We start from the raw sequence: 25,805 nt of genomic DNA on the forward strand, positions 1-25,805 counted from the left end.
CGCACGGCGGGGAGGACGGGACGGCCCTCGACTCCCAGGACGACCCGGGCTCCTCCCCGGGTCGCGCAACGAATCGCCGTCCGGCCCGGGACGCACGCAACGAACCGTTCAGCAGCGCGCAACGGCTCCTTCTTGTCCCCCCTGGTCAGCCGCCCGTACGGTCTACGTGGCCCCTCCAACGACCTCGTGGGCCCTTCGACCACCCCTCCGTCCGGTGAGGAACACGCATGCGCACCGCCCTGCTCCAGAGCTCCGGCCGCCCCGGCTCGACCGTCGAGAACCTCAAGGTCCTCGACGAGGCCGCGGGCCGGGCCGCCGCCGCGGGCGCCGGGCTGCTCGTCACGGCGGAGATGTTCCTGACCGGCTACGCGATCGGTGACGACATCGGCCGGCTCGCCGAACCCGCCGACGGCGACTGCGCGGACGCGATCGCGGAGATCGCGACGCACCACGGCCTGGCCATCGCCTACGGCTACCCCGAGCGCGCCGGCGACACGGTGTTCAACTCCGCCCAGCTGATCTCCGCCGACGGCACCCGGCTCGCGAACTACCGCAAGACCCACCTCTTCGGCTGCTTCGAGCGCGACCACTTCACCCCCGGCGAGCAGCCGGTCGTCCAGGCCGAGATCGACGGCGTGCGCGTCGGCATCCTCATCTGCTACGACGTGGAGTTCCCGGAGAACGTCCGCGCCCACGCCCTGGCCGGCACCGACCTGCTGATCGTGCCGACCGCGCAGATGCACCCGTTCCAGTTCGTCGCCGAGTCGATGATCCCGGTGCGGGCCTTCGAGAACCAGATGTACGTCGCGTACGTCAACCGGGTCGGCCGCGAGGAAGAGTTCGAGTTCGTGGGCCTGTCGACGCTCGCCGGCCCCGACGGGATCGCCCGCACCCGGGCCGGCCGCGGTGAGGACCTCGTCCTCGCCGACGTCGACCCCGCCTTCGTCGCCGCCTCCCGCGAGGCCAACCCGTATCTGAGCGACCGGCGGCCCGGCCTGTACCGGCCGCTCGTCTGACACCCCCTGAACCGCCCGTTCGTCCCCGTGCAAGGAGTCCGTACCCCATGACGTCCACCGTGCCCAACGCCGTCGAGCACGCAGACGCGCAGCAGCCGCCGATCACCATGTTCGGCCCGGACTTCCCGTACGCGTACGACGACTACCTCGCCCACCCGGCCGGTCTCGGGCAGATCCCCGCGACCGAGCACGGCACCGAGGTCGCGGTCATCGGCGGCGGGCTGTCCGGCATCGTCGCCGCGTACGAGCTGATGAAGATGGGCCTCAAGCCGGTCGTGTACGAGGCCGACCAGATCGGCGGGCGGCTGCGCACCGTCGGTTTCGAGGGGTGCGACGAGTCGCTCACCGCCGAGATGGGCGCCATGCGCTTCCCGCCGTCCTCGACGGCCCTGCAGCACTACATCGACCTCGTGGGCCTTCAGACGCGTCCGTTCCCCAACCCGCTGGCCGAGACGACCCCCTCGACCGTCGTCGACCTCAAGGGCGAGTCGCACTACGCCCAGACCATCGACGACCTGCCGCAGGTCTACCGGGACGTCGCCGAGGCCTGGGGCCGGTGCCTGGAGGAGGGCGCCGACTTCTCCGACATGAACCGCGCCCTGCGCGAGCGGGACGTGCCGCGCATCCGCGAGATCTGGTCCCAGCTCGTCGAGAAGCTCGACAACCAGACCTTCTACGGCTTCCTGTGCGACTCCGAGGCGTTCAAGTCCTTCCGGCACCGGGAGATCTTCGGCCAGGTCGGCTTCGGCACGGGCGGCTGGGACACCGACTTCCCCAACTCCATCCTGGAGATCCTCCGCGTCGTCTACACCGAGGCCGACGACCACCACCGCGGCATCGTGGGCGGCTCCCAGCAGCTGCCGCTGCGCCTGTGGGAGCGTGAGCCGCAGAAGATCGTCCACTGGCCGCTCGGCACCTCGCTGGCGACCCTGCACGAGGGCGGCGAGCCCCGCCCGGCCGTCACCCGGCTGCACCGCACGGCCGGAAACCGGATCACGGTGACGGACGCACGCGGCGACATCCGCACCTATCAGGCGGCGATCTTCACCGCCCAGTCCTGGATGCTGCTGTCGAAGATCGCCTGCGACGACTCGCTCTTCCCGATCGACCACTGGACCGCGATCGAGCGCACCCACTACATGGAGTCCTCGAAGCTGTTCGTGCCCGTCGACCGGCCGTTCTGGCTGGACAAGGACGAGGAGACCGGGCGGGACGTCATGTCGATGACGCTCACCGACCGCATGACGCGCGGTACGTACCTGCTCGACGACGGCCCCGACAAGCCCGCCGTCATCTGCCTGTCGTACACCTGGTGCGACGACAGCCTGAAGTGGCTGCCGCTGTCCGCGAACGAGCGGATGGAGGTCATGCTGAAGTCCCTCGGCGAGATCTATCCCAAGGTCGACATCCGCAAGCACATCATCGGCAACCCGGTGACGGTCTCCTGGGAGAACGAGCCCTACTTCATGGGCGCGTTCAAGGCCAACCTCCCCGGCCACTATCGCTATCAGCGGCGCCTGTTCACGCACTTCATGCAGGACCGGCTGCCCGAGGACAAGCGCGGCATCTTCCTCGCCGGCGACGACATCTCCTGGACGGCCGGCTGGGCCGAGGGCGCGATCCAGACCGCCCTCAACGCGGTCTGGGGCGTCATGCACCACTTCGGCGGCGAGACCGACCCGACCAACCCGGGCCCCGGCGACCTCTACGACGAGATCGCGCCGGTGGAACTGCCGGAGGACTAGCACCACCGCGCGGGCAGGTCGAGGGGCGTGAGCAGCATGCGTCCCGCGAAGCCCACCGCCGTGTCCAGACGGTCGCTGAACTCCCCGGCCACGTCGGGGAGTTCCCGCAGCGCCCACAGTGCGCGGGCCGCCGTCCAGGTGGCGTCCCGCGCGCGGTCCAGGCTCCAGGAGCCGAGCAGGTGCGTCAGCGGGTCGGCGATCTGGAGGAGGTCGGGGCCCGGCATCAGGTCCTCGCGGATGCGCTCCTCCAGCGAGACGAGGAGATCGCCCACCGCCTCGAACTCGTCCTCCAGCTCGGCCGGGGCGCAGCCGAGCGCACGGCAGGTGTCCACGACGGCCAGCGCGAGATCGTGCCCGATGTGCGCGTTGATGCCCGCCAGCGCGAACTGCAGCGGCCGCACCCCGGGGTGGCGGCGGAACTGGAACAGCGGCCGCCAGCAGGCCGGTGGGCGCCGCTCGTCCAAGGCCGCCTCTACGGCGTCGAGATACCGCCGCGCGAACCGCACGTCCAGCGTGATGGCCGCGTGCCGGTCGGTGAACCGCCCGGTGTCGACGTGGCGGTCGACCTCCTGTGTCACGGCGAGGTAGACGCGGTTGAAGACCGCCACGCCGTCGCGCGGGTGCAGGGCCGTGTCGAGCGCGCGCATCCGGTGGATGACTGCGTCGACCGGGGTGTCCACAGCTGGGGGGAGTGGTTCGCATCGCGGCATGCGGGCAGAGTCCCAGCTCCGGGTCGGCGGCAGTACCGGCGGGCCCGGCGCTTCCCCGAAACGGGGGAACGCGGCTGGGCGCCGCACGACCCGGCGGTCTACGACTTGGCGTCGCCGTAGGAGGACGTGCCCTCGTCGAGCAGGGGCTGCTGCGTCTTGAGGTGGGCCGGGGCGAAGGCACGCAGGGCGTGGTAGCCGGTGATCACCACGAGCGTGCCGAGCGCGATGCCGCTCAGCGAGAACGTGTCCGTGAACTCCAGCGACACGTTGCCGACGCCGATGATGATGCCCGCCGCCGCGGGGACGAGGTTCAGCGGATTGCGCAGATCCACCCCGGCGTTGATCCAGATCTGTGCGCCGAGCAGGCCGATCATGCCGTACAGGATGACGGTGATGCCCCCCAGCACCCCGCCCGGGATCGCCGCCACGACCGCGCCGAACTTGGGGCAGAGGCCGAACAGCAGGGCGAAGCCGGCGGCGGCCCAGTACGCGGCCGTCGAGTAGACGCGGGTCGCGGCCATCACGCCGATGTTCTCGGAGTACGTGGTGGTGGGCGGGCCGCCGACCGCGGTCGACAGCATCGAGCCGACGCCGTCGGCCGCGATCGCCGTGCCCAGCTTGTCGTCCAGCGAGTCCCCGGTCATCTCGCCGACCGCCTTCACGTGCCCGGCGTTCTCGGCGACCAGGGCGATGACGACCGGCAGCGCGACCAGGATCGCCGACCACTCGAAGGACGGGCCGTGCAGCGTCGGCAGCCCGATCCAGTCGGCCTGGCCCACGCCGGACAGGTCCAGCCGCCAGTGGTCGGTGACCTTGCCGCTGCCGTCCGCCGAGTGGATCTTCCCGAAGACGAGGTCGAAGACCCAGGAGATGCCGTACCCGAAGACCAGCCCGAGGAAGATCGCGATGCGCGACCAGAATCCGCGCAGGCAGACGACCGCGAGGCCGGTGAACAGCATGACCAGCAGCGCCGTCCACTGGTCCTGCGGCCAGTACGTCGACGCCGTCACCGGGGCCAGGTTGAAGCCGATCAGCATCACCACCGCGCCCGTGACGATCGGCGGCATCGCCACGTGGATGATGCGCGCACCGAACCGCCGCACGGCGAGCCCCACCAGGAACAGCGCGCCGCCCACGACGAAGACCGCGCCGGTGACGGTCGCGCTGCTGCCGCCCTGCGCGCGGATCACGGCCGCCACGCCGACGAAGGACAGCGAGCACCCGAGGTAGCTGGGCACGCGGCCGCGGGTGGCCAGCAGGAACACCACGGTCGCGACGCCCGACATCATGATCGCGAGGTTGGGGTCCAGACCCATCAGCACCGGGGCCACGAACGACGCCCCGAACATGGCCACCACGTGCTGGGCGCCCAGCCCGGCCGTGCGGGGCCAGGAGAGCCGCTCGTCGGGGCGGACCACGGCGCCGGGCGCCGGTACCTTGCCGTCGCCGTGTACTTTCCAGCGGACGCCGAGATCCATGGTGCGGTTTCGCTTTCGTCGTGCGTGCGAGTGTCCGGACCATTGTCGGGGTGCGCCGGGAGCGGCCGTGACCGGGGCTGACCTGGACGGTCCGTGTCGGCACGGGCCGGTGGGCGCCTGCGGCCGGCGTGACCCGGCGGGGCCGTACCGCGCGGGCCGGCCGGCCTAGGTCGTGTCCGCAAAGTCCCGCCTGCCCCGCGACGCCTGGCACGCACTCTCGCCGCACCGGACGAAGCCCCAAGTACGATCCAGTACGAGGGACTCCGCCCGGCACGCCGAGAGCACGCACCAGACGCCGCGGGGCCCGCCCTCCGGGCGAACGACGGGACTTTGCGGACACGACCTAGGGGCGCGGGTCCGGAACGGCCGCCTCCCGCCGTCCGACCTTGGTCCGCTCACCGGGGCGCAGCACCCCCGCGAACGCCACCAGACCGCACGACAGCGCCGTCACCAGGCAGAACGACACCATCAGGCTGGTCGCCTGGGCCAGCATGCCGATCGCGCTCGGCGCGATGAGCCCCGAGGTGTACGTGATGGTCGCGACGCCGGCGATGGCCAGGCTCGGGTTGGAGCCGCTGCGGCCCGCGGCCGCGAAGCACAGCGGCACGACGACGGCGATGCCCAGTCCCATCAGCGCGAACCCGCCCATCGCCACCGCCGGGTGGTCGGCGACCACGATCAGCAGCCCGCCCAGCACGGCGAACACACCGCTCGCCCGCACCGTCCGCACGGCCCCGAAGCGGTCCACGACCCTGTCGCCGGCGATGCGGGCCACCGCCATGGTGAGGGTGAAGCCCGTGGTGCACGCGGCGGCGAGGCCGGCCGAGGTCTCCAGCTGCTCCCGGAGGTACACCGCCGACCAGTCCAGGCTCGCGCCCTCGGCGAACACCGCGCAGAAGCCGATCGCGCCGATGAGCAGCGCGGAACGGGGCGGCAGGGCGAAACGCGGCGGCGGCTCCTCGTCCTCGGCGGGCTGCAGGTCGAGCACCCACTGGCAGGACAGCACACCGGCGGCGGTGAGGACCGCGGCGGCCAGGACGTGGTGCACCCGGGCGTCCGCACCGAGGTGCGCGGCCAGCGTGCCGGCCGCCGACCCCACCAGGGCACCCGCGCTCCACATGCCGTGCAGGCCGGACATGATGGACCGGCCGAGACGGTTCTCGACCTCGACGCCCAGCGCGTTCATCGCCACGTCGGCCATGCCCGCCGTGGCGCCGTACACGAACAGGGCCAGACACAGCGTCAGCAGGTTCGGGGCGAGGGACGGCAGGACCAGCGCCAGCGTCCACAGGGCGATCAGGCCGCGCAGCGCGTTGCGGGCACCGAAGCGGTGACTGATGCTGCCGGCCAGCGGCATCGCGACCGAGGCGCCCAGCGCGGGGAAGGCGAGCGCGATGCCCAACTGCCCGGCGCTCACACCGGCGTGGTCCTGGATCCACGGCACGCGGGTGGCGAACGAACCGGTGACGGCGCCGTGCACCGCGAAGACCGCGGCCACGGCGTACCGGGACCGCTTCACCTCGCGCAGTTCGTCGACCACGTTGCCCATTCTGCGGTCCCCCTCCGGTTCGCTGCCGCGCTCATGTCGTGGAGGCGTAAACTATCAGGAACCCTGCCTGATAATAAGAGGGTTTCCGGCGCACCCCGGCCGACGGTCGCCGCCGATCTGGGAGGATCCCCGGCATGCCCGCATCCCCGAGCACCGCCCGGGCCATCAACGACCGGCTCGCGCTGCGCCTGCTGCAGCAGGAAGGCCCGTTGACGGCAGGGCAGTTGAAGCAGCTGACCGGCCTGTCCCGGCCGACCGTCGCCGACCTCGTCGAACGCCTCACCGCCGCCGGGCTGATCTCGGTCGTGGGCGAGGCGGGGGAGCAGCGCCGCGGACCCAACGCCAGGGTGTACGGCATCGTCGCCGACCGGGCCCACCTGGCCGCGCTCGACGTCCGCACCGAGGGCGTCGCCGTGACGGTCGCGGACCTGCTCGGGCGGGTCCTGGCCGAGGCCGCGGTGCCCATCGGGGGCGACACGGGGACGGGGCCGGCCGTGGAGCAGGCCGTCTCGCTCGTGGAGCGCGTGGTGAAGGAGGCCGGGGCGGAACGTCTGCACACCGTCGGGATCGGCGCGCCCGGTCTGATCGACCCGGCCAGTGGCGAACTGCGCGACTCCACCGGGCTGCCGGCGTGGCACCGCCGCCTGGCCACCGCCCTCCAGGAGCGACTGCCCGAGACCCGCGTCAGCGTGGAGAACGAGACCAACCTCGCGGCCCTGGCCGAGCAGCGCGACGGCGCCGCCCGGGACCGGGACACCTTCGTGCTGCTCTGGCTGGGCCACGGGACGGGCGCGGCCGTCGTCCTCGACGGCGCCCTGCGCCGCGGTGCCTCCGGCGGCACCGGGGAGATCGGCTTCCTCCCGGTGCCGGGTACCGGCGCGCTGCCGTCGTCGACCGACTGCGAGGGGGGCTTCCACTCCCTGGCCTCCTCGGCGGCGGTGGTGCGACTCGCGGCGGAGTACGGGGTGCCGTCGGAGCCGGGGCAGGAGGAGCCGCCCGCGGAGGTGGCACGGACGGCGGCGGGCCTGGTGCGGGCGGCGGTCGAGGACGTACGGCACGAGGGGTCCGAGGCCGGGGGCGCGGTCACCGCGGCGCAGTCCGCTCCGGCCGCCTCCGCCCGGTTCCTCGAGGCCCTGGCCGACCGGATCGCCGTCGGAGCCGCCTCGGTCGTGGCGGTCCTGGACCCCGGCTGCGTGGTGCTGGGCGGTGAGATCGGCCAGGCCGGCGGCGAGGCGCTCGCGGCCCGTGTGCAGGACCGGCTCGCCCGGATGACACCGCTGCGGACGGAGGTCCGGCCGACCACGCTGGGCGGCGCCGCGGTCCTTCGCGGCGCCCTCCTGACGGCTCGCGACCGCGCTCAGGAGGAGCTGTTCACCCCCGGGGAGCGGTCATCCGCCTCGAGGTAGGTGCGGGCCAGAGGGGCCAGGGGCACGCGGGACAGGACAGCACCCCCCGGATGTGACATGCGCGTCCGCGAAGGGGACGTGGGAAGGCCCGACGGCGGGCAAGGGCCGTCGTCACCGCCGCCGGGCCGGTTCGTGGGGAGTGCCGACCGACTGCCGACCCTGCGACGACCCTAGAAAGGACTAGACCATTGCGTCAATAGGTGCGGGACGGCGGGGCCCGTCAAGAGTCCCGGCGGGTGCGGGAGTTACGGCGCCCGCCGCGCCGGGGAAGCGGGGCGGCACGTTCTGTGAGGCAACCCACACCCCCCACCTCCCTGTACGCCGATCGGGCGTGGCACACTGGTCCCTGTATCAACAGCAGCGCACTCCGGGGTCGGTGAAAGTCCGAACCGGCGGTTACAGTCCGCGACCCGGTCGCCTCCAGCGACCGGTTGACCAGGTGAAATTCCTGGACCGACGGTTAAAGTCCGGATGGGAGGCAGTGCGCGGCGAGCGGGCATCCGTGCGCGCCGCCCGAGCGGTCCGTCCTGAGGACGGACTCCGTCCGGCGTCGTCCCCGGTGTTCCCGTTCGTGTCATCTGTCGTCATCGACAGCCCCGGAGTCCGTGCCCGAAGAGGCAGGAGGACCCGGGAAGTGTTCACCGGAATCGTCGAAGAGCTGGGCGAGGTCACCGCCGTCGAGACCCTCGACGACGCCTGTCGCTTCCGCCTGCGCGGCCCCCTCGTCACCCAAGGCGCCAAGCACGGGGACTCCATCGCCGTCAACGGCGTCTGCCTCACGGTCGTCGACCACGAGGGCGACGAGTTCACGGCCGACGTCATGGCCGAGACCCTGAACCGCTCCAGTCTCGGGGCCCTGCGAGCCGGCTCCCGCGTCAACCTCGAACGCCCCATGGCCGTCGGCGACCGCCTCGGGGGCCACATCGTGCAGGGCCACGTCGACGGCACCGGCGAGATCCTGGAGCGCACGCCCTCGGAGAACTGGGAGATCGTGAAGATCTCCCTGCCCGCCGACCTCACCCGGTACGTCGTCGAGAAGGGCTCCATCACCGTCGACGGCATCAGCCTCACCGTCGTCGACGCCGCCCCCGACCACTTCACGGTCAGCCTCATCCCGACCACCCTCGACCTGACCACGCTCGGCCACAAGCAGCCCGGCGACCCGGTCAACCTCGAGGTCGACGTCATCGCCAAGTACGTCGAGCGGATGCTCGGCGACCGCGCCCGGGGGGCAGCCGCGTGAACACCCTGAACACCGAGGCGTTCGTCCTCTTCGGCCAGCACATCCTCTGGTCCGACATGATCGGCAACCTCTTCGGCCTCGCGGCCCTCGCCCTCGGCTGGCGGCGCTCCATCTGGACCTGGCCCGTGCAGTTCCTGGCCGGCCTCATCCTCTTCGGCGCGTTCTTCGGCCACCTCACCGGAAGCGCGGGCAAGCAGGCGGTCGTCATGATCGTCGCCCTGTACGGCTGGTGGCAGTGGCAGCGCGGCAGGGGACAGGGCGGGGACGGCCACATCGCCGTACGGTTCGCCACCTGGCGCGAGCGGGGCACGATGGCCGCGGCGGCCGCCGCCGGCACCGTCGCGGTGGCGCTGCTGTTCACCGCGTACCCGACCCTCTCGTGGGACCCCTGGCCGGACGCCTACATCTTCGTCGGCACCGTCGTCGCCATGTACGCCCAGGCGCGCGGCATGGTCGAGTTCTGGTTCGCCTGGCTGCTCGTCGACCTCGTCGGCGTCCCCCTCAACTTCGCCAACGGCTACGCCTTCTCCGGCTTCGTCTACGTCATCTACGGCGCGCTCGTCCTGTGGGGCATGCGCGACTGGTGGCTGCGCTCGCGTCAGGCCGCGCGGCCCACCCTGGAAGGAGCGCCGGCATGAGCACGGCACCGATCCTGTACAGCGCCGACGGCGAGTTCGAGGACCTCGCGCTCGACCCCGTCGAGCAGGCCGTGGCCGACATCGCCGCGGGCCGCCCCGTCGTGGTCGTCGACGACGAGGACCGGGAGAACGAGGGCGACCTCGTCATCGCGGCCGAGAAGGCGACCCCCGAGATCGTCGCCTTCATGATGAGCGAGTGCCGCGGCCTGATCTGCGCCCCCATGGAGGGCGACGAGCTGGACCGGCTCGAACTCCCGCAGATGGTCGAGGACAACACCGAGTCGATGAAGACCGCGTTCACGGTCTCCGTCGACGCCTCCGCCGCACACGGCGTGAGCACCGGCATCTCCGCCGCCGACCGCGCCACCACCCTCCGGCTGCTCGCCGACGGGGTGTCCGGGCCCGGCGACTTCGTCCGCCCCGGCCACATCTTCCCGCTGCGCGCCCGGCCCGGCGGCGTCCTCACCCGCAACGGCCACACCGAGGCCGCCGTCGACCTCGCCCGCCTCGCGGGCCTGCGCCCGGCCGGCGCCATCGTCGAGATCGCCGGCGAGGACGGGCGCATGCTGCGCCTGCCCGAGCTGGTCCCCTTCGCCCGCAAGCACGGCCTGACGATCATCTCCATCGAGGACCTGATCGCCTACCGCCGGGGCAGCGAGCCCACCGTCCGCCGCGAGGCCACCACCCGGCTGCCCACCGCCCACGGCACCTTCACGGCGCACGGCTACCGCTCCACGGCGGACGGCGTCGAGCACGTCGCCCTGGTGCACGGCGAGATCGGCGACGGCCAGGACGTCCTCGTCCGCGTCCACTCCGAGTGCCTCACCGGGGACGTCTTCGGCTCGGCCCGCTGCGACTGCGGCCCCCAGCTCGACGCCTCCCTGGCCCGCATCCAGGACGAGGGCCGCGGCGTGGTGGTCTACCTGCGCGGACACGAGGGCCGCGGCATCGGCCTGATGTCCAAGCTGCGCGCCTACGAACTGCAGGAGCGCGGCCGCGACACCCTCGACGCCAACCTCGAACTCGGCCTGCCCGCCGACGCCCGGGACTACGGCGCGGGCGCGCAGATCCTCGCCGACCTCGGCGTGCGCAGCGTCCGGCTGCTGACCAACAACCCCGACAAGACCGACGCGCTCACCCGGCACGGCATCGTCGTCAAGGCGCGCGTTCCGATGCCGGTCAGCGCCGGTGAGCACAACCTCCGCTACCTGCGCACCAAGCGGGACCGGATGGGCCACGACCTGCCCTGGCTCGACACGACCACCGTGCCGGCCTGCGGCAACCAGTAACAGAGCACACAGGGAGAGACGTGAGCGGCAAGGGTGCACCGGAACTGTCCGTACGCAATGTGGGGGACCTGCGGGTCGCCGTCATCGCGGCGCAGTGGCACGAGAAGGTGATGGACGGTCTGGTCGACGGCGCTCTGCGCGCCCTGCACGACCTGGGCATCGACGAACCGACCCTGCTCAGGGTCCCCGGCAGCTGGGAGCTCCCGGTCGTCGCCAAGGTCCTCGCGGGCCGCGGCTACGACGCGATCGTCGCCCTCGGCGTCGTCATCCGCGGCGGGACGCCCCACTTCGACTTTGTGTGCCAGGGCGTGACGCAGGGCCTCACCCAGGTGTCCGTCGACACCGGCGTCCCCGTCGGCTTCGGTGTGCTCACCTGCGACACCGAGCAGCAGGCCCTGGACCGCGCCGGGATCGAGGGCTCCAGCGAGGACAAGGGGCACGAGGCGGTCACGGCCGCGGTGGCCACCGCGGCCACCCTGCGTTCAGTATCCGAACCCTGGCGCTGACGAAGGGCACGTGTGGCATAGGCTGAGCGTCACCATGTCCAAGAAGACGTTCGAGGAGCTGTTCACCGAGCTCCAGCACAAGGCCGCCCACGGCGACCCCGCCTCCTCCCGCACCGCCGAGCTCGTCGGGAAGGGCGTCCACGCCATCGGCAAGAAGGTCGTCGAGGAGGCCGCCGAGGTGTGGATGGCCGCCGAGTACGAGGGCAAGGAGGCGGCCGCCGAGGAGATCTCGCAGCTGCTGTACCACGTCCAGGTGATGATGGTCGCCCGCGGCATCAGCCTCGACGACGTCTACGCCCACCTGTAAGCCGCACCCGTTCCCGCCCGACCCCACGCAAAGGAAGCCGACCTCATGCTGCGCATCGCCGTCCCCAACAAGGGTTCCCTCTCAGGACCTGCGGCGGAGATGCTGCATGAGGCCGGCTACCGGCAGCGCCGCGAGTCCAAGGAACTGCGGATCGTCGACCCGGCCAACGACGTCGAGTTCTTCTACCTCCGCCCCCGCGACATCGCGATCTACGTCGCCTCCGGCCAGCTGGACATCGGCCTCACCGGCCGGGACCTGCTGATCGACTCCGGCGCCGAGGCCGAGGAGATCCTCCCTCTCGGCTTCGCCCGCTCCACGTTCCACTACGCCGCCAAGCCCGGCACCATGAGCGGCCTGGCCGACCTGGCCGGCAAGACCGTCGCCACCTCCTACGAGGGGATCGTCGCCGGCCACCTCGCCGAGCACGGCATCGACGCCTCCGTCGTCCACCTCGACGGCGCCGTCGAGACCGCCATCCAGCTCGGCGTCGCCCAGGTCATCGCCGACGTCGTCGAGACCGGCACCTCGCTGCGCAACGCGGGCCTGGAGATCGCCGGCGAGCCGATCATGCAGTCCGAGGCCGTGGTGATCCGCCGCACCGGCGCCGACGCCGACGACCCCAAGGTCCAGCAGTTCCTGCGCCGCCTCCAGGGCGTCCTGGTCGCCCGGACCTACGTGATGATGGACTACGACTGCCGCGTCGAGCAGCTGGAGAAGGCCGTCGCCCTCACCCCGGGCCTGGAGTCGCCGACCGTCTCCCCGCTGCACAACGAGGGCTGGGTCGCCGTCCGGGCCATGGTCCCCGCCAAGGACGCCCAGCGGATCATGGACGACCTGTACGACATCGGCGCCCGGGCCATCCTGACCACGGCCATCCACGCCTGCCGTCTCTGAGGGGCGTACGTCCATGTCCGAGCTTCCCGCCCTCCCGGTCACCTTCCGGCCGGGCAGCACCCGTGCAGTGCTGCTCACCGCCGCCGTGGCGATCTTCGTGGTGATCACGGCCGTCGCGATGCTGCTGAAGCAGCTCAGCCCCGCCGAGCGGCTCAGCTTCGTCGTCACGGCCCTGCTGCTGGACGCCGTCCTGCTGCTGCTGGCGCGGCCCAAGGTCGTCGCCGACGAGGACGGCGTCACCGTGGTGAACCTCACGAACAAGCGCCGGCTGGAGTGGGCCGAGATCCTTCAGGTGACCCTCCGGCCCGGCGACGCGTGGGTGTTCCTCAACCTCAGCGACGGCACCAGCCTGCCCGCCCTCGGCATCCAGCCGGGCCTGGCCCGGCAGCGCGCCATCGCCGACGCCCGGGCCCTGCGGGCCCTGGTCGAGGCCCGTTCCACCGCGGACGGCGAGCCCCACCGGGGCTGAACCGGAGCAGAACCGGATGATTGTCACGCCGGCCGCCACTGCCGCACCGGCCCGTGTCTTGATTAATCTGGTGGCGGAGGCGCGACGGACGCGCCTCCGCCCCTGCTGCCCCGACCGGTGCGCAGAGGGCTCCTGCTAACCGAGGAGTGACTCCCTCCGGCGATGGACGGATCGTCCTGCAGTACCTGCGCCGCCCCCTGCCGACATAGCGCGGACCGTGTCCGCGTCCGTGCCCGGGCGGCGGCATCATGACCACCCCCCTGCTGCTCCTCGCAGCCGCGTTCCTGCTGATTCTCGCCAACGGATTCTTCGTGGCGGCCGAGTTCGGACTCGTCACGGTCGAACGGCCCGAGGCCGAGAAGGCCGCCGCCGAGGGCGACCGGCGCGCCCACCGCGTCGTCGAATCGCTCAAGGAACTGTCCTTCCAGCTCTCCGGCACCCAGCTCGGCATCACCATCACCTCGCTCGTCGTCGGCATGCTCGCCGAACCGGCGCTGGCCGAGCTGCTGCACGGACCGTTCACCTCGATCGGCATCCCCGAGGGGGCCGTCTCCGGGGTCACGGTCGTCGTCGGCATGCTGCTGGCCTCCGCCGTGCAGATGGTGATCGGCGAACTGCTGCCCAAGAACTGGGCGGTGTCCCGGCCGCTGCAGGTCGCGCGGTTCGTCGCGGGCCCGCAGCATGTCTTCGCCCGGCTGTTCCGCCCGGTCATCGCCGGCCTCAACGCCGTCGCCAACCGGCTCGTGCGCGCCCTGGGCATCGAACCCACCGAGGAGCTGGCCTCCGCCCGCACCCCCGGGGAGCTCGTCTCCCTGGCCCGCCACTCGGCCCGGGCCGGCGCCCTGGAGCAGGACACCGCCGACCTGTTCGTGCGCACCCTCTCCCTGGGCGAGCTGACCGCGCAGCATGTGATGACCCCGCGCGTGAAGGTGAGCGCCCTGCAGTCCTCGGCCACCGCCGAGGACGTGGTCAACCTGACCCGCGCCACCGGCCTGTCCCGCTTCCCCGTCTACCGGGAACGGATCGACGAGGTCGTCGGCATGGTCCACCTCAAGGACGCCCTGGCCGTCGGCGTCCAGGACCGCCTGCGCACCCCCGTCGGGCGCATCGCCCGCCCGGCGCTGCTCGTCCCCGAGACGCTGCCGGTCCGGCCGCTGCTGACGCGGCTGCGCAGCGAGCAGCCCATCGCGGTCGTCGTCGACGAGTACGGCGGCACCGCCGGCGTCGTCACGCTGGAGGACATCGTCGAGGAGATCGTCGGCGAGGTCCGCGACGAGCACGACGGGCACGACCTGCCCGAACTGGCCTCCGCGCCGCCCGAGGACGGCAGGCCCGCCTGGGACGTCGACGGCAGCTGCCGGGTCGACGTCCTGCAGCGCATCGGCCTCGACGTGCCCGAGGGCCCGTACGAGACGGTCGCGGGCCTGGTCGCCGACCTGCTGGGCCGGATCCCGGCCGTCGGCGACAAGGCCGAGCTGCCGGGCTGGCGGCTGTCCGTGCGCCAGGTCGGCCACTACCGCGCCGAGCGGGTGCGGCTGGTGCGAACCGCTCCCGTCGCCGTGGCGGAGGTCGTCCGATGAGCGTGCTGCAACTGGCCTTCGCGGGCCTCCTCGTGCTCGCCAACGGCTTCTTCGTCGGCGCCGAGTTCGCACTCGTCTCCGTGCGGCGAAGCCAGATCGAACCGCTCGGCACCGCCCGCTCCCGGCAGGTCCTGCACGGCCTGGAGCGGTTGCCGCAGATGATGGCCGCGGCGCAGTTCGGCATCACGATCTGCTCCCTGACCCTGGGCGCGGTCGCCGAGCCGACGGTGGCGCACCTGCTGGAGCCCGTCTTCGCCTGGATCCACCTGCCGCACGCGATGATCCACCCGCTCGGGTACGTCATCGCCCTCGCGACGGTGGTCTTCTTCCACCTCGTCATCGGCGAGATGGTGCCGAAGAACCTGGCCATGGCGGCCCCCGAGAAGGCCGCGCTGTGGCTCAGCCCCGGTCTGGTGTGGTTCGCCCGCTTCTGCAAGCCCATCACCTTCGCCCTCGGCGCCGTCTCCCAAGGGATCCTGCGACTCTTCCGCGTCGAGCCCAAGGACGAGGTCGAGGCCGTCTTCACCAGCGAGCAGCTCAACCGGCTGGTGGAGGACGCCGGCCAGGCCGGCCTGCTGGACCCGGAGGAGGCCGAGCGCCTGGAGGACGCCCTGGAGCTGGGCTCCCGCCCGGTGACGGACGTCCTGCTGGGGCGCGAGTCCCTGGTGACGGTCAGCCCGTCGGTCACGCCCGGCCGTATCGTCGAGCTGACGGCCCGGACGGGCTACTCGCGGTTCCCGGTCGCCGCGGACACCGGCGCCTTCATGGGCTACCTGCACGTCAAGGACGTCCTCGACCTGGAGGACTCCGACCGGGCCGTGCCGCAGCAGCTGTGGCGGCCCATGACGACCCTGCGGCCGGAACTGCCGCTGGACGACGCCCTGACGGTGATGCGCCGGGCGGCGACCCACCTGGCGCAGGTCGTCGACAAGTCCGGCAGGGTCCTGGGCCTGGTCGCCCTGGAGGACGTGCTGGAACTGCTCGTCGGGGAGGTGCGCGACCCCGCACACCGCCAGGTCCACGAGGTGCGGCTGACCGAACCCAGGTCGGGCGAGGAGGTACTGGCCACCTAGAGCCCGGCCCGTGCGGCGTCGAAGCCCGGCCTCGACGCCGCACGGGGACCGTCACAGTCCGGGCGCATCCTGCGGCCCCCGCCCGGACAGCACCTCCCCGTACGCCTGCATCAGGTCCGGCAGCCTCAAGGTGGCCAGGTCCTCACGGCCCAGGACACCGGGATACACCGACAGCCGCAGGTCGCGGTAAGCGCAGCTCTTCTCGTAGAGCGTCCGCAGGAACCGCCCGTTACCCAGCTCGTCGATCCAGCCCTGGTCCACCACGTGCCCGGCGATGGACCGCAGCTCGTCGAGGGCCTCCTCGTCCCACACGTCCCCGTTCTCCGCCGCGAGCACCTTGCCGATCTCGGTGAGTTCGAGAGGCCGGTAGGACGGGAAGTCGACACGGGTGGTGAACCGGGACGACAATCCGGGGTTCGCGGCGAGCAGGCGGTCCATGCCCTCCGGGTAGCCGGCCAGGATCACCACCAGGTGGTCCCGGTTGTCCTCCGCCCGCTTCAGCAGCACCTGCAGCGCCTCGTCGCCGTAGGCGTCGCCCTTGCCGTAGCCCGAGTTGGACAGCGCGTAGGCCTCGTCTACGAAGAGCACGCCGCCGAGCGCGGAGTCGATCAGCTCGTTGGCCTTCACGGCCGTCTGCCCGAGGTACTCGCCGACCAGATCCGCGCGCTGCGCCTCCACCAGGTGGTCCCCGCCGAGCAGTCCGAGGGCGTAGAAGACCCGGCCCAGGATGCGGGCGACGGTGGTCTTGCCGGTACCGGAGGGGCCGGAGAAGACGAAGTGGCGTTTCGGCGGCTGCACCGGAAGGCCCTGCCCGGCCCGCAGCCGGGCCATGTTGAGCTGCGCGGACAACGCCTTGACCTGGCGTTTGACCGGCTCCAGACCCACCATGCGCTCGAGCTGCGCCAGGGCCTCCTCCAGCAGGGCGGGATCGGTGGGACCGGTGGGCAGGGACGGAGCCGGCCCGGTCCGCTCACGGACCGACGGCCCGGTCACCGGCGGCAGGGGGACGGACAGGGGCGGCTCGGGGTCGGGCAGCCGCAGGTCGCGCCCCTCCGTGCCGAAGAACGCGTCGAACCCGTCCGGCCCGTCCACGCTGTCCTGTCCCGTGCCGGCGAGGGCGATCGCCGCGAGGTCGGCCGACTCGTCGAAGCCGTCGCCCTCGGCGATCGCGGCGAGCCGGGCCGAGGTGTCCATGAACGCCGGGTCCACGCGGTGCACGGCCCGGTACAGGGGGAGTGCGGCGGCGCTGCGGCCGGTGCCCTCGTGCGCCCGGGCCAGCCAGTAGCGCAGTTCCTTGCGCTGTGGCTGCTCGCTGCGGCAGCGCATCAGCGCGGCGGACAGCAGCGGTTCGGCCTGGCCGTACATCTCCAGCCGGACCCGCGCCATACCGCCGAACAGGCCGGCCTCGATGCCGAGCAGGGGATCGTCCAGGAGCGGGTCGGTGTGACGGACCAGCTGCTCCCAGTCCTTGACCAGGTAGGCACGGCAGGCGTGCAGGAAGCGGACCTGGTGGTCGGTGTCCACGGGCGGCAGTCCCGCCAGCGCCCGGTCCAGTTCGGGGACGTGCCGGCCGTCCAGCCAGTGGGAGGCGTGCGCGAGCAGCAGGTCGCGCGGGCTCTCCAGCACCGGCTGCACCCACCAGCCGAGCCAGTACCAGGAGTTGAGGGCGCGCCGGTAGCGTGCGCGTTGCTCCCCGAAGCGCTCGCGATGGCGGAACATCCGCAGCAGGGCGGTCGAGGTGTCGACGCGCAGCGCGTGCAGCCCGAGCCAGCCGTCGGCCATCCCCGGGTCCATGCGCACGGCGGCGCGGAACTCCTCCTCCGCCTGCGGATAGGCACCCATCGTGCAGGCGTCGACGCCTCGCAGCCAGGCGAGGTCGGCCGGGGCCTGAGGGCCCCGCGTGCCGAAGTCCATCCCGTCCCCCACGAACCGTGCCCCCGTCGGTATGCCAACGAGCCGTCCCCCGGCCGACTGCCCACTCGAACCGCTGTGCCACGGACCGGAGTTGCGCCGTGCGAAGCGACCGTCCGCAGGTCGCGACGAGGGCATCGTACCGTCGGGGGACGCGCCTCCGTAGAGGGCCTCGAAGGCCCTTCCGGCGAGGTGGGAGCCGCTGCGCCGGCCGGGCGGACGGTGACCGAGGGTGAGCATCGAACGCGTCAGGGAGGGCCGGGAAACCGGGAGAGGGCAGAACGAAGCCCCCGATCACGGGGGAACAACCGGGGGCTTCGCGTCTGCGGGCGGCCCGCTGGGCCGCACATGGGAAACGTAAGACCTGTACGGCCCCCCGGTCAAGCCGAGTTGAGGCACTCCGGAAAGTTGAATCGCACGGCTCTTCACAAGTTCAGCACACAGCGGGTGGTCCGTCACCCTCTGTGAAAAACTGGTCCGGTCCAGGTCTTGCCGCAGGCCCCTCCAGCACCTCGTATCCCGTCTCCCGCCCGCGCACCAGGAGGTCGGCGAAGGGCCGCGAGGGATCCTGTGCGAGATGCTCCCGCTCCGCCGGGACCCACCCGTCCCAGAACGCGCGCTGCTCCTCCCCGTCCCGCGAGCGCCCCCGCGCCCAGGCCTCCTCGCGCGGCACGTCCATCCACAGCAGCAGCGCCAGATGCGGCCGTACGGCCCGGCGTCCCGCGCCGACGCCCTCCAGCAGTACCACCGGTGCCGGGGGCAGTGGGCGCACCGGACCGAAGCGGCGGGCCCGCCAGTCATAGGGGGCGTAGTGGGCGGTCCGGCCCTGTGCGAGCGGTTCGATCACCTGCCGGTGCAGGCGCTCCGTCCAGGCGAACAGCTCCTCGTGGCTGGCGATGTCGTCCAGGCGCAGGACCGGGGCCCCGCCGAGGGCCGCCGCCAAGTGCCCGGCGAACGTGGTCTTCCCGGAGCCGGCGTGCCCGTCGACGCCGACCAGCCGGACCGGGCCGCAGGAGGGGGACAGGCGGACGATCCGGGCGGCCAGGTGCCGGACCTCGGGTCCGGGCGCGGGGCGGAAGGAGGCGTTCATCTCGCGCAGCACTCTAGCGACGCGGCCCGGGGCGGGTGCCACTGGTCGACGCCAATATTGGTGGGCGCGGCGCGCGTCGAAGTGCTGGCAGTGTCCGGCGTGCTGTGCTCATATGTGGCCCACACACGTGTGTTCACCGACCGTGCCACGGACCTGCCCTCTCCTGCCCGACTCCGACATCCGGGGGTCCCCGCCATGAGCAGAGCCGAACATCCGTCCCGCAGGACCGTCCTGGCCGCCGCGGTCGCCGCCGCCGTCGCGGCGAGCACGGGCCCGGCGGCCGCCGACCCCGAGAACGGCATGACCACCGACACAGCGGATCCCACCCGGGCGCTCCCGGGCACCGTCGACAACCGGGCCTGGTTCTCCCACCGGGACTGGAGCAGCGGCACGGCCAAGGGCACGCGGGCCGTCGCGGGCACCCACCCCGGCGTGGAGATCGCGAAGCCGGCGGGGGCCACCTCCTACACCGATCCGCACACGGGTGTCACCGCCCGCTGGGAGTACGGCACCTGGACCTCGCCCACCCACCGGCTCACCGTCCCCGCGACCGAGGCGATCGTCTCCTGGAACGCCCGCACCCCGGCCGGCACCTGGATCCAGGCCGAGCTCAAGGGCACCTACTCCGACGGCACCAGCACCCCCTGGTACGTGATGGGCCGCTGGGCCGCCGGCGACCGGGACATCCGGCGCACCTCGGTCGACGACCAGAGCGACGGCCGCAGCACCGTCTGGACCGACACCCTGGCCGTCGACGACCCGTCCACGGGCCTGCGCCTGGCCGCCTACCGGCTCCGCCTGACCCTGTACCGCAAGCCGGGCGGCACGGCCACGCCCACCGTGTGGCGGCTCGGTGCCATGGGCTCCGACGTGCCCGACCGGTTCACCGTCCCGGCCTCCACGCCCGGCCTCGCCAGGGAACTGACCGTCCCGCGGTACTCGCAGGAGATCCACAAGGGCCAGTACCCCGAGTACGACAACGGCGGCGAGGCCTGGTGCAGCCCCACGTCCTCGCAGATGATCGTCGAGTACTGGGGCGGCCGGCTCACCCCGGCCCAACTGGCCTGGGTGGACCCGTCCTTCGCCGACCCGCAGGTCTGCCACGCGGCCAGATACACCTACGACCACCAGTACGCGGGCTGCGGCAACTGGCCCTTCAACGCCGCCTACGCCGCGACGTTCAAGGACCTCCGGGGCGTCGTCACCCGGCTCGCCTCACTGACCGACCTGGAGACCCTGATCGCGGCCGGGGTCCCGGCCATCACGTCACAGTCCTTCCTGAAGGAGGAGCTGACCGGCGCCGGGTACGGCACCGCCGGGCACCTGATGACGGTCATCGGCTTCACCGCGGACGGCGACGTGATCGCCAACGACCCCGCGTCGGAGAGCAACGAGGCCGTGCGGCGCGTCTACCGGCGACGCGAGTTCGAGAACATCTGGCTGCGGACCAAGCGGTACAACGCCTCCGGCAAGGTCGCCTCCGGCACCGGCGGCGTCTGCTACCTGTACTTCCCGGCGCGTCCGACCACCGCCCAGCGCAGGGCGCTGAACGCCGTGGGCGTGCGCGTGTGACCAAGGTCTCGGCCGCAAAAGCCACCCAAAGTGGCAAGGTGGACGCAGCTCGGGGGGATGTCCGACCGCACCACCGAACCAGCGAGACACCATGACCGCGCACTCCGCCACCGCCTCCACCTCCGCCCCGCGCGCCCGCACCGGCGGCCCGCGGGAGGACGGACCGAAGATCGTCGAGCATGTCATGGGCTGGGCCCTGGTCGTGGTCGTCGCGATGCTCGTGACCCAGCTCGGGCTGCTGTGACCTGACCCACGGACGGGGTGTGGGGCCTGCCATACTGCGGAGGTCCCGCCCCCGCCCGTGAGACCAGGGTCGACCGTGAACCTCAGCCCCCAGCCCGCCGCGCGCCCCAGAGCCCGCGGGACCGAGCGCTCGACGGCACGTCGTGCCGAACTCATCGCCATCGGGCGGAGGTTGTTCGCCGACACCTCCTACGACGCCCTGTCGATGGACGACATCGCCCGCCAGGCGCACGTCGCCAAGGGGCTGATCTACTACTACTTCCAGTCCAAGCGCGGCTACTACCTGGCCATCATCCAGGACTCCGTCACCGAGTTGCTCAGGCTGGCGGCCGGCGGTCTCGAACTCCCCCCGGTGGACCGGGTCCAGCGCACCATCGACAGCTACCTGCGCTACGCCGAGCACAACCAGGCCGCGTACCGCACGATCGTCAGCGGCGGCGTCGGCTTCGACACCGAGGTGCACGCGCTGCGCGACGGGGTGCGCGAGTCCGTCGTGACGACGATCGCCGAGGGCGCCTACGGCCGCGCCGACATCAGTCCGCTGGCCCGCATGGCGCTGCTGGCCTGGGTGTGCAGCGTCGAGGGCGCCACCCTGGAGTGGATCGACCGGCCCGGACTGGCCCGCGCGACCATGTGCGAGCTGCTCGTGAAGACCCTGGGCGGTGCCCTGCGCGCGATCGAGGAACTGGACTCCGCGCACCCTGCCCCGCAGCCGGCCCGCCGCAGGGCATGAGTGAGGGGCGGAGGGTCCGCCACGACCCCTCCGCCCCTCGCTCCGGTCCTACTTGATGGCCTTGATCAGCTCACCGTTCGCGGTGTCGCCGCTCAGCTCCCAGAAGAACGTGCCGCCGAGTCCCTGCTGGTTCTTGTAGTTCATCTTGGTCGCGATGGTCGCCGGGGTGTCGTAACTCCACCAGTTGCTGCCGCACTTGGCGTACGCCGTGCCGGCCACGGTCCCCGTCGCCGGGCACTTGGTCTTCAGCACCTTGTAGTCCTCGATGCCCGGCTCGTACGTGCCCGCCGCCGGGCCCGTGGCCGTGCCGCCGGGAGCCGCCTGGGTGACGCCGGTCCAGCCGCGGCCGTAGAAGCCGATGCCGAGCAGCAGCTTGGAGGCGGGGACGCCGAGGCCCTTGAGCTTGGCGATGGTCGCCGAACTGTGGTTGTCCGCCTTGGGGATGCCGGGGTACGAGGTCAGCGGGGAGTGCGGCGCCGTCGGTCCGGTGGCGTCCCAGGCGCCGAAGAAGTCGTAGGTCATCGGGTTGTACCAGTCGACGTACTGGGCGGCGCCCGCGTAGTCGGCGGCGTCGATCTTGCCGCCCGGGGTGGCGTCGGCTGTGATCGCCGCGGTGACCAGGTTCCTGGAGCCGAACTTGGCGCGCAGCGCCTGCATCACGTTCCTGAAGGCCGCCTTGCCGCTGGTGTCGCAGGTGGCGCCGCAGGCGTTGGGGTACTCCCAGTCGATGTCGATGCCGTCGAAGACGTCGGCCCACTTGGAGTTCTCGACCAGGTCGTAGCAGGACTGGGCGAAGGCGGCCGGGTTCTTCGCGGCCTCGCCGAACCCGGCCGACCACGTCCAGCCGCCGAAGGACCACAGCACCTTGAGGTCCGGGTGCTTCTGCTTCAGCTTGCGCAGCTGGTTGAAGTTGCCGCGCAGCGGCTGGTCCCAGGTGTCCGCCTTGCCGTCGACGGACTCGGCGGCGGTGTAGGCCCGGTCGGTGGCGGCGTAGGCGTCGCCCATGGCGCACTTGCCGCCGGTGACGTTGCCGAACGCGTAGTTGATGTGGGTGAGCTTGGCGCCCGAGCCGGACGTCTCGATGTTCTTGACGTAGTACTTGCGGTCGTAGGTGCCCCATTCCGTGAAGTACCCGAGGACCTTGGAACCGGCGGCCTCGGCCCGGGGAGTGGCCTTCGAGCCGGCGGCGGCCTCCTGAGCCGAGGTCGCCGCGGTGGCGGAGGTGCCCGCGCCGGCCAGCAGACCGGCGCCCAGGACGGCGCAACAGGCCGCGGACACGATCGCCCGGAAGCGGGAGGGGTGGGGGGTGTGCATCCGTGTCTCCTCGTGGGGGAGAGGAAACCGCGTCCATTGGCATGAACGCGGTGAGTCGGTGGAGCGAAACAGTAGGAGGACTAGACCAGTTGGGTCAATGGTGCGGACCAATTTCGCCGTGCGGCCGACGTCCGGCCCTTTCTTGAAGTAAGCGGTCGTTAACTGGTGACGGCATGCCTCCGATCGGGCATACTCACAGCGCACAGCCGCTGGTCAGCAGCGTCCGCGACCCGGGACTGCAAGCATCGGCCAGGCACCAGATCGACCCGGCGGCGTCGCCCCCACCCTTGGGCCCGTCCGCCAGTGCCCGACAGGGAGGAGAGCGTCGCCATGCCCGACCGCGCCCCGCAGCCGGTGGACCGGCCACTGCCCACGGAGGAGGCCCGGGACCTCATCTCACTCGTCCGCGACATCGCGGCGCAGGAGATCGTCCCCAAGGCGGCCGAGGAGGAGGACGCCGGCCGCTTCCCGCGCGAGCTGTTCACCCTGCTCTCCCGCTCCGGCCTGCTCGGCCTGCCGTACGACTCGGAGTACGGCGGCGGAGACCAGCCCTACGAGGTGTACCTCCAGGTCCTGGAGGAGCTGGCCGCGGCCCGCCTCACCGTCGGCCTGGGAGTCAGCGTGCATTCCCTGGCCTCCTACGCCCTCGCCGCCTACGGCACCAAGGAGCAGCAGGTCGAGCATCTGCCGGCGATGCTCGGCGGCGGCCTGCTGGGCGCCTACTGCCTGTCCGAGCCGCAGTCCGGGTCGGACGCGGCGGCCCTGCGCACCAAGGCCGTGCGCGACGGCGACGACTGGGTGATCACCGGCACGAAGGCCTGGATCACCCACGGTGGTGTCGCGGACTTCTACACGGTCATGGCCCGCACCGGCGAGGAGGGCCCGCGCGGGATCACGGCCTTCCTGGTGCCGGGCGACGCCGAGGGCGTGAGCGCGGCGGCGCCCGAGAAGAAGATGGGCATGAAGGGCTCGCCCACCGCCCAGGTGCACTTCGACGGGGTCCGGGTCTCCGACGACCGGCGCATCGGCGACGAGGGGCAGGGCTTCGCCATCGCGCTGTCGTCCCTGGACTCCGGGCGGCTCGGGATCTCCGCGTGCGCGATCGGCGTCGCCCAGGCCGCGCTGGACGAGGCGGCGGCCTACGCGGCCGAGCGGCGCCAGTTCGGCAAGCCGATCGCCGACTTCCAGGGGCTGCGCTTCCTGCTCGCCGACATGGCGACGCAGATCGAGGCGGGCCGCGCGCTCTACCTCGCGGCGGCACGGCTCAAGGACGCGGGCCGGCCGTTCGCCCGGCAGGCGGCCATGGCCAAGCTGTTCTGCACCGACACGGCGATGCGGGTCACCACCGACGCCGTGCAGATCCTCGGCGGCTACGGCTACACCGCCGACTTCCCGGCCGAGCGCTACATGCGCGAGGCCAAGGTGCTGCAGATCGTCGAGGGCACCAACCAGATCCAGCGGATGGTCATCGCCCGCCATCTCGTGGGTCCAGAGGAACGCTGAACTGGTCGAGTCCCCGCCAGGGGGCCGCGAGCCGCATCCACTCCGGGTCGTGCCGGCCCGGGAGGGTGCGACCGCCCTCGGCCCAGGTCCGCATCAGCTCGCGGAAGATCGGCGGGTCCTGGTAGCGCGGCGCGACGGGCCGAAGCGATTCCGCGGGCGGCGGCACGTACAGGAGGCGCTGACGCCCGGTCGCTGAGGAGATGGGGGTCATACCAGGGCAACGCGGCGGAGGCCGGACAGGTCACCGGGGCATGGATTCGGGCGTGCGTTCAGCCGCGTCCGCGAGACGCACTCGTCCCGCACCACGGCGGCGTACCGGTGCCGTGGTGCGGGACGGTCACTCAGCGGGAGGAGCGGGCGGGAAGGCCCGTGCTCAGGCCGCGCGGCGCATGACCGGGACCCTGATCGGGCGCGAGCCCGGGCCGCCGACGTGCGAGAACGGCTGCATCCGCCAGTCCAGTCCCTGAGGGAGCGTCAGCAGCAGGGCCGTGTCCTGCTCCTGGGGCTCCACCGACTCGTCGGCGGGGCGGGCGTCGGAGGCCCGGCGGCCGGTCCCGGCGCAGACCGTGAGCCCGAACGGGTTCCACGGCGAGGCGCACAGCGCGTGCTCCGGCAGCACCTCTTCGTCCGCCAGCAGGGCGATGGGCTGCGCGCAGTCCGGGCAGACGACCCGGAACATCTCGAACGTGTCGTAGGCGTCGAGTTCGTCGTCGAACGCGTCGGGTTCGACGCCCTCCGGCTCGGGCTCGACGACGGGCTGCTGCCGCTTGGGTGCGGTGCGACCAGGGCGCTTAAGACTCTGCATTGGGTACTCCCCCTCGGGCTGGGCCGTATCAGGCACTGCGGCCTCGACCACAGCAAGCACTTCCCGTCGCCCCCGCCCGGTAATCACGGGAACATCACGGAGACTGTTCGAGTGATGTGGCGTTCGTCACACCCATGGTCGGGGTGTCCGCTGCGGCGCATTTGTCCCCCGGAAGGGGGACCCCTCCCTTCCCACGCGGCACGAACCGGCCATGACCTGGACTGCTCGGGTATCCGAGGAGATCAACCGCCCTGTAGGTTCTAGCGCCATGGAGGAGCTGGACCGACAGATCGTGCAGCTGCTCGTCAAGGACGGGCGGATGAGCTACACCGACCTGGGCAAGGCCACCGGCCTGTCCACCTCGGCCGTGCACCAGCGGGTGCGGCGGCTGGAGCAGCGGGGTGTCATCCGGGGCTACGCGGCCGTCGTCGACCCCGAAGCGGTGGGGCTGCCGATGACGGCGTTCATCTCGGTGAAGCCGTTCGACCCCAGCGCGCCGGACGACATCGCGGACCGGCTGGCCGGAGTGCCGGAGATCGAGGCGTGCCACAGCGTCGCCGGCGACGAGAACTACATCCTCAAGGTCCGGGTCGCCACACCGCACGAGCTGGAGGAACTGCTCGCCCGGCTGCGGTCCCTGGCCGGAGTGTCCACCCGTACGACGGTGGTCCTGTCGACGCCGTACGAGGCGCGTCCGCCCAGGATCTGACCGCCTGTTCCGCGCCCCCCGG

At 72.0% G+C, this 25,805-nt stretch carries 24 protein-coding genes and 1 riboswitch; of the genes, 17 read left to right on the top strand and 7 right to left on the bottom strand.

What is annotated here, in order from left to right; all coding sequences use genetic code 11:
- The first annotated feature begins 227 nt into the window (after window positions 1–227).
- Window positions 228–1,016 carry a carbon-nitrogen hydrolase family protein gene (locus ACZ4M5_RS20245; RefSeq protein WP_467738631.1) on the top strand — a complete coding sequence of 263 codons (789 nt, stop codon included), beginning with the start codon at window positions 228–230 and terminating at the stop codon, window positions 1,014–1,016.
- A 47-nt stretch (window positions 1,017–1,063) separates the two neighbouring features.
- The gene (locus tag ACZ4M5_RS20250; RefSeq protein WP_467738633.1) at window positions 1,064–2,761 is read left to right on the top strand and encodes a flavin monoamine oxidase family protein; all 1,698 of its coding nucleotides are present in this window, start codon (window positions 1,064–1,066) and stop codon (window positions 2,759–2,761) included.
- On the opposite strand, the gene ACZ4M5_RS20255 is transcribed toward ACZ4M5_RS20250, so the two are convergent.
- The 3 genes from ACZ4M5_RS20255 to ACZ4M5_RS20265 all read right to left on the bottom strand — a co-directional run bounded on the left by ACZ4M5_RS20255 (window position 2,758) and on the right by ACZ4M5_RS20265 (window position 6,498).
- Window positions 2,758–3,471, bottom strand: coding sequence for a DUF5995 family protein (locus tag ACZ4M5_RS20255; RefSeq protein ID WP_467738635.1), 714 nt, complete (start codon window positions 3,469–3,471; stop codon window positions 2,758–2,760). The genes ACZ4M5_RS20250 and ACZ4M5_RS20255 overlap by 4 nt on opposite strands.
- Window positions 3,472–3,569: 98 nt before the next feature.
- Window positions 3,570–4,949 carry a uracil-xanthine permease family protein gene (locus tag ACZ4M5_RS20260; RefSeq protein ID WP_467738637.1) on the bottom strand — a complete coding sequence of 460 codons (1,380 nt, stop codon included), beginning with the start codon at window positions 4,947–4,949 and terminating at the stop codon, window positions 3,570–3,572.
- 343 nt (window positions 4,950–5,292) lie between these two features.
- Entirely contained in the window at window positions 5,293–6,498 is a 1,206-nt protein-coding gene (locus tag ACZ4M5_RS20265) for an MFS transporter (RefSeq protein ID WP_467738639.1), read from the bottom strand.
- Between the two features lie 134 nt (window positions 6,499–6,632).
- Between ACZ4M5_RS20265 and ACZ4M5_RS20270 the strand changes: the two genes are divergently transcribed.
- The 10 genes from ACZ4M5_RS20270 (at window position 6,633) to ACZ4M5_RS20315 (ending at window position 15,903) form a co-directional block, all read left to right on the top strand.
- Window positions 6,633–7,904: an ROK family transcriptional regulator gene (locus tag ACZ4M5_RS20270; protein WP_467738641.1), complete on the top strand. Its 1,272-nt coding sequence runs from the start codon at window positions 6,633–6,635 to the stop codon at window positions 7,902–7,904.
- A gap of 358 nt (window positions 7,905–8,262) precedes the next feature.
- Window positions 8,263–8,393, top strand: a riboswitch (FMN riboswitch).
- A 145-nt stretch (window positions 8,394–8,538) separates the two neighbouring features.
- Entirely contained in the window at window positions 8,539–9,147 is a 609-nt protein-coding gene (locus ACZ4M5_RS20275) for a riboflavin synthase (RefSeq protein WP_467738643.1), read from the top strand.
- A complete protein-coding gene (locus ACZ4M5_RS20280; RefSeq protein WP_467738645.1) occupies window positions 9,144–9,785 on the top strand; it encodes a nicotinamide mononucleotide transporter family protein in 642 nt (213 codons plus the stop codon). The genes ACZ4M5_RS20275 and ACZ4M5_RS20280 overlap by 4 nt, the downstream gene beginning before the upstream one ends.
- Window positions 9,782–11,074, top strand: coding sequence for a bifunctional 3,4-dihydroxy-2-butanone-4-phosphate synthase/GTP cyclohydrolase II (locus tag ACZ4M5_RS20285; protein ID WP_467738647.1), 1,293 nt, complete (start codon window positions 9,782–9,784; stop codon window positions 11,072–11,074). The genes ACZ4M5_RS20280 and ACZ4M5_RS20285 overlap by 4 nt, the downstream gene beginning before the upstream one ends.
- 20 nt (window positions 11,075–11,094) lie before the next feature.
- Entirely contained in the window at window positions 11,095–11,580 is a 486-nt protein-coding gene (gene ribH, locus ACZ4M5_RS20290; protein ID WP_467738649.1) for a 6,7-dimethyl-8-ribityllumazine synthase, read from the top strand.
- A 34-nt stretch (window positions 11,581–11,614) separates the two neighbouring features.
- Window positions 11,615–11,887: a phosphoribosyl-ATP diphosphatase gene (locus ACZ4M5_RS20295; protein ID WP_028423093.1), complete on the top strand. Its 273-nt coding sequence runs from the start codon at window positions 11,615–11,617 to the stop codon at window positions 11,885–11,887.
- Between the two features lie 45 nt (window positions 11,888–11,932).
- Window positions 11,933–12,781 (top strand): ATP phosphoribosyltransferase, encoded by an 849-nt coding sequence (hisG, locus tag ACZ4M5_RS20300; protein ID WP_467738652.1) that lies wholly within the window; start codon window positions 11,933–11,935, stop codon window positions 12,779–12,781.
- A gap of 13 nt (window positions 12,782–12,794) precedes the next feature.
- Complete coding sequence (locus ACZ4M5_RS20305) at window positions 12,795–13,250, top strand: PH domain-containing protein (protein ID WP_369197507.1); 456 nt, start codon at window positions 12,795–12,797, stop codon at window positions 13,248–13,250.
- A 248-nt stretch (window positions 13,251–13,498) separates the two neighbouring features.
- On the top strand, window positions 13,499–14,830 hold the full coding sequence (locus ACZ4M5_RS20310) for a hemolysin family protein (protein WP_467738655.1): 1,332 nt from the start codon (window positions 13,499–13,501) through the stop codon (window positions 14,828–14,830).
- On the top strand, window positions 14,827–15,903 hold the full coding sequence (locus ACZ4M5_RS20315; RefSeq protein ID WP_467738657.1) for a hemolysin family protein: 1,077 nt from the start codon (window positions 14,827–14,829) through the stop codon (window positions 15,901–15,903). Before ACZ4M5_RS20310 ends, ACZ4M5_RS20315 begins: the two co-directional genes overlap by 4 nt.
- Before the next feature lie 51 nt (window positions 15,904–15,954).
- Here ACZ4M5_RS20315 and ACZ4M5_RS20320 read toward each other — a convergent pair whose 3' ends face one another.
- Together ACZ4M5_RS20320 and ACZ4M5_RS20325 are read right to left on the bottom strand one after the other, a co-directional pair.
- Window positions 15,955–17,817, bottom strand: a complete 1,863-nt coding sequence (locus ACZ4M5_RS20320; protein ID WP_467738659.1) for an AAA family ATPase — start codon at window positions 17,815–17,817, stop codon at window positions 15,955–15,957.
- Between the two features lie 430 nt (window positions 17,818–18,247).
- Window positions 18,248–18,904, bottom strand: coding sequence for a uridine kinase family protein (locus ACZ4M5_RS20325; protein WP_467738661.1), 657 nt, complete (start codon window positions 18,902–18,904; stop codon window positions 18,248–18,250).
- Window positions 18,905–19,099: 195 nt separating this feature from the next.
- On the opposite strand from ACZ4M5_RS20325, the gene ACZ4M5_RS20330 reads away from it, so the two are divergent.
- From ACZ4M5_RS20330 to ACZ4M5_RS20340, 3 genes are all read left to right on the top strand, one after another.
- Window positions 19,100–20,476 carry a peptidase C39 family protein gene (locus tag ACZ4M5_RS20330; RefSeq protein ID WP_467738663.1) on the top strand — a complete coding sequence of 459 codons (1,377 nt, stop codon included), beginning with the start codon at window positions 19,100–19,102 and terminating at the stop codon, window positions 20,474–20,476.
- A 91-nt stretch (window positions 20,477–20,567) separates the two neighbouring features.
- Window positions 20,568–20,720, top strand: coding sequence for an SCO1431 family membrane protein (locus ACZ4M5_RS20335; RefSeq protein ID WP_398110748.1), 153 nt, complete (start codon window positions 20,568–20,570; stop codon window positions 20,718–20,720).
- Between the two features lie 75 nt (window positions 20,721–20,795).
- The gene (locus ACZ4M5_RS20340; RefSeq protein ID WP_467738665.1) at window positions 20,796–21,452 is read left to right on the top strand and encodes a TetR/AcrR family transcriptional regulator; all 657 of its coding nucleotides are present in this window, start codon (window positions 20,796–20,798) and stop codon (window positions 21,450–21,452) included.
- 48 nt (window positions 21,453–21,500) lie between these two features.
- On the opposite strand, the gene ACZ4M5_RS20345 is transcribed toward ACZ4M5_RS20340, so the two are convergent.
- Window positions 21,501–22,766, bottom strand: a complete 1,266-nt coding sequence (locus ACZ4M5_RS20345) for a glycoside hydrolase family 18 protein (protein ID WP_467738667.1) — start codon at window positions 22,764–22,766, stop codon at window positions 21,501–21,503.
- Window positions 22,767–23,096: 330 nt separating this feature from the next.
- Between ACZ4M5_RS20345 and ACZ4M5_RS20350 the strand changes: the two genes are divergently transcribed.
- Window positions 23,097–24,269, top strand: a complete 1,173-nt coding sequence (locus ACZ4M5_RS20350; protein WP_467738669.1) for an acyl-CoA dehydrogenase family protein — start codon at window positions 23,097–23,099, stop codon at window positions 24,267–24,269.
- Between the two features lie 373 nt (window positions 24,270–24,642).
- Here ACZ4M5_RS20350 and ACZ4M5_RS20355 read toward each other — a convergent pair whose 3' ends face one another.
- The gene (locus tag ACZ4M5_RS20355) at window positions 24,643–25,074 is read right to left on the bottom strand and encodes a hypothetical protein (RefSeq protein WP_467738671.1); all 432 of its coding nucleotides are present in this window, start codon (window positions 25,072–25,074) and stop codon (window positions 24,643–24,645) included.
- Between the two features lie 268 nt (window positions 25,075–25,342).
- On the opposite strand from ACZ4M5_RS20355, the gene ACZ4M5_RS20360 reads away from it, so the two are divergent.
- Window positions 25,343–25,783 carry an Lrp/AsnC family transcriptional regulator gene (locus tag ACZ4M5_RS20360; protein WP_004002750.1) on the top strand — a complete coding sequence of 147 codons (441 nt, stop codon included), beginning with the start codon at window positions 25,343–25,345 and terminating at the stop codon, window positions 25,781–25,783.
- Window positions 25,784–25,805: the final 22 nt, after the last annotated feature.

The organism is Streptomyces sp. NPDC026246 (genome assembly GCF_055567995.1).

Bases quoted from the DNA above. Each gene is read 5' to 3' on its own strand.
- ACZ4M5_RS20245 (WP_467738631.1), top strand. From the start codon at position 228: ATGCGCACCGCCCTGCTCCAGAGCTCCGGCCGCCCCGGCTCGACCGTC.
- ACZ4M5_RS20250 (WP_467738633.1), top strand. From the start codon at position 1,064: ATGACGTCCACCGTGCCCAACGCCGTCGAGCACGCAGACGCGCAGCAG.
- ACZ4M5_RS20255 (WP_467738635.1), bottom strand. From the start codon at position 3,471: ATGCCGCGATGCGAACCACTCCCCCCAGCTGTGGACACCCCGGTCGAC.
- ACZ4M5_RS20260 (WP_467738637.1), bottom strand. From the start codon at position 4,949: ATGGATCTCGGCGTCCGCTGGAAAGTACACGGCGACGGCAAGGTACCG.
- ACZ4M5_RS20265 (WP_467738639.1), bottom strand. From the start codon at position 6,498: ATGGGCAACGTGGTCGACGAACTGCGCGAGGTGAAGCGGTCCCGGTAC.
- ACZ4M5_RS20270 (WP_467738641.1), top strand. From the start codon at position 6,633: ATGCCCGCATCCCCGAGCACCGCCCGGGCCATCAACGACCGGCTCGCG.
- ACZ4M5_RS20285 (WP_467738647.1), top strand. From the start codon at position 9,782: ATGAGCACGGCACCGATCCTGTACAGCGCCGACGGCGAGTTCGAGGAC.
- ACZ4M5_RS20295 (WP_028423093.1), top strand. From the start codon at position 11,615: ATGTCCAAGAAGACGTTCGAGGAGCTGTTCACCGAGCTCCAGCACAAG.
- hisG (WP_467738652.1), top strand. From the start codon at position 11,933: ATGCTGCGCATCGCCGTCCCCAACAAGGGTTCCCTCTCAGGACCTGCG.
- ACZ4M5_RS20305 (WP_369197507.1), top strand. From the start codon at position 12,795: ATGTCCGAGCTTCCCGCCCTCCCGGTCACCTTCCGGCCGGGCAGCACC.
- ACZ4M5_RS20310 (WP_467738655.1), top strand. From the start codon at position 13,499: ATGACCACCCCCCTGCTGCTCCTCGCAGCCGCGTTCCTGCTGATTCTC.
- ACZ4M5_RS20315 (WP_467738657.1), top strand. From the start codon at position 14,827: ATGAGCGTGCTGCAACTGGCCTTCGCGGGCCTCCTCGTGCTCGCCAAC.
- ACZ4M5_RS20320 (WP_467738659.1), bottom strand. From the start codon at position 17,817: ATGGACTTCGGCACGCGGGGCCCTCAGGCCCCGGCCGACCTCGCCTGG.
- ACZ4M5_RS20325 (WP_467738661.1), bottom strand. From the start codon at position 18,904: ATGAACGCCTCCTTCCGCCCCGCGCCCGGACCCGAGGTCCGGCACCTG.
- ACZ4M5_RS20330 (WP_467738663.1), top strand. From the start codon at position 19,100: ATGAGCAGAGCCGAACATCCGTCCCGCAGGACCGTCCTGGCCGCCGCG.
- ACZ4M5_RS20335 (WP_398110748.1), top strand. From the start codon at position 20,568: ATGACCGCGCACTCCGCCACCGCCTCCACCTCCGCCCCGCGCGCCCGC.
- ACZ4M5_RS20345 (WP_467738667.1), bottom strand. From the start codon at position 22,766: ATGCACACCCCCCACCCCTCCCGCTTCCGGGCGATCGTGTCCGCGGCC.
- ACZ4M5_RS20350 (WP_467738669.1), top strand. From the start codon at position 23,097: ATGCCCGACCGCGCCCCGCAGCCGGTGGACCGGCCACTGCCCACGGAG.
- ACZ4M5_RS20355 (WP_467738671.1), bottom strand. From the start codon at position 25,074: ATGCAGAGTCTTAAGCGCCCTGGTCGCACCGCACCCAAGCGGCAGCAG.
- ACZ4M5_RS20360 (WP_004002750.1), top strand. From the start codon at position 25,343: ATGGAGGAGCTGGACCGACAGATCGTGCAGCTGCTCGTCAAGGACGGG.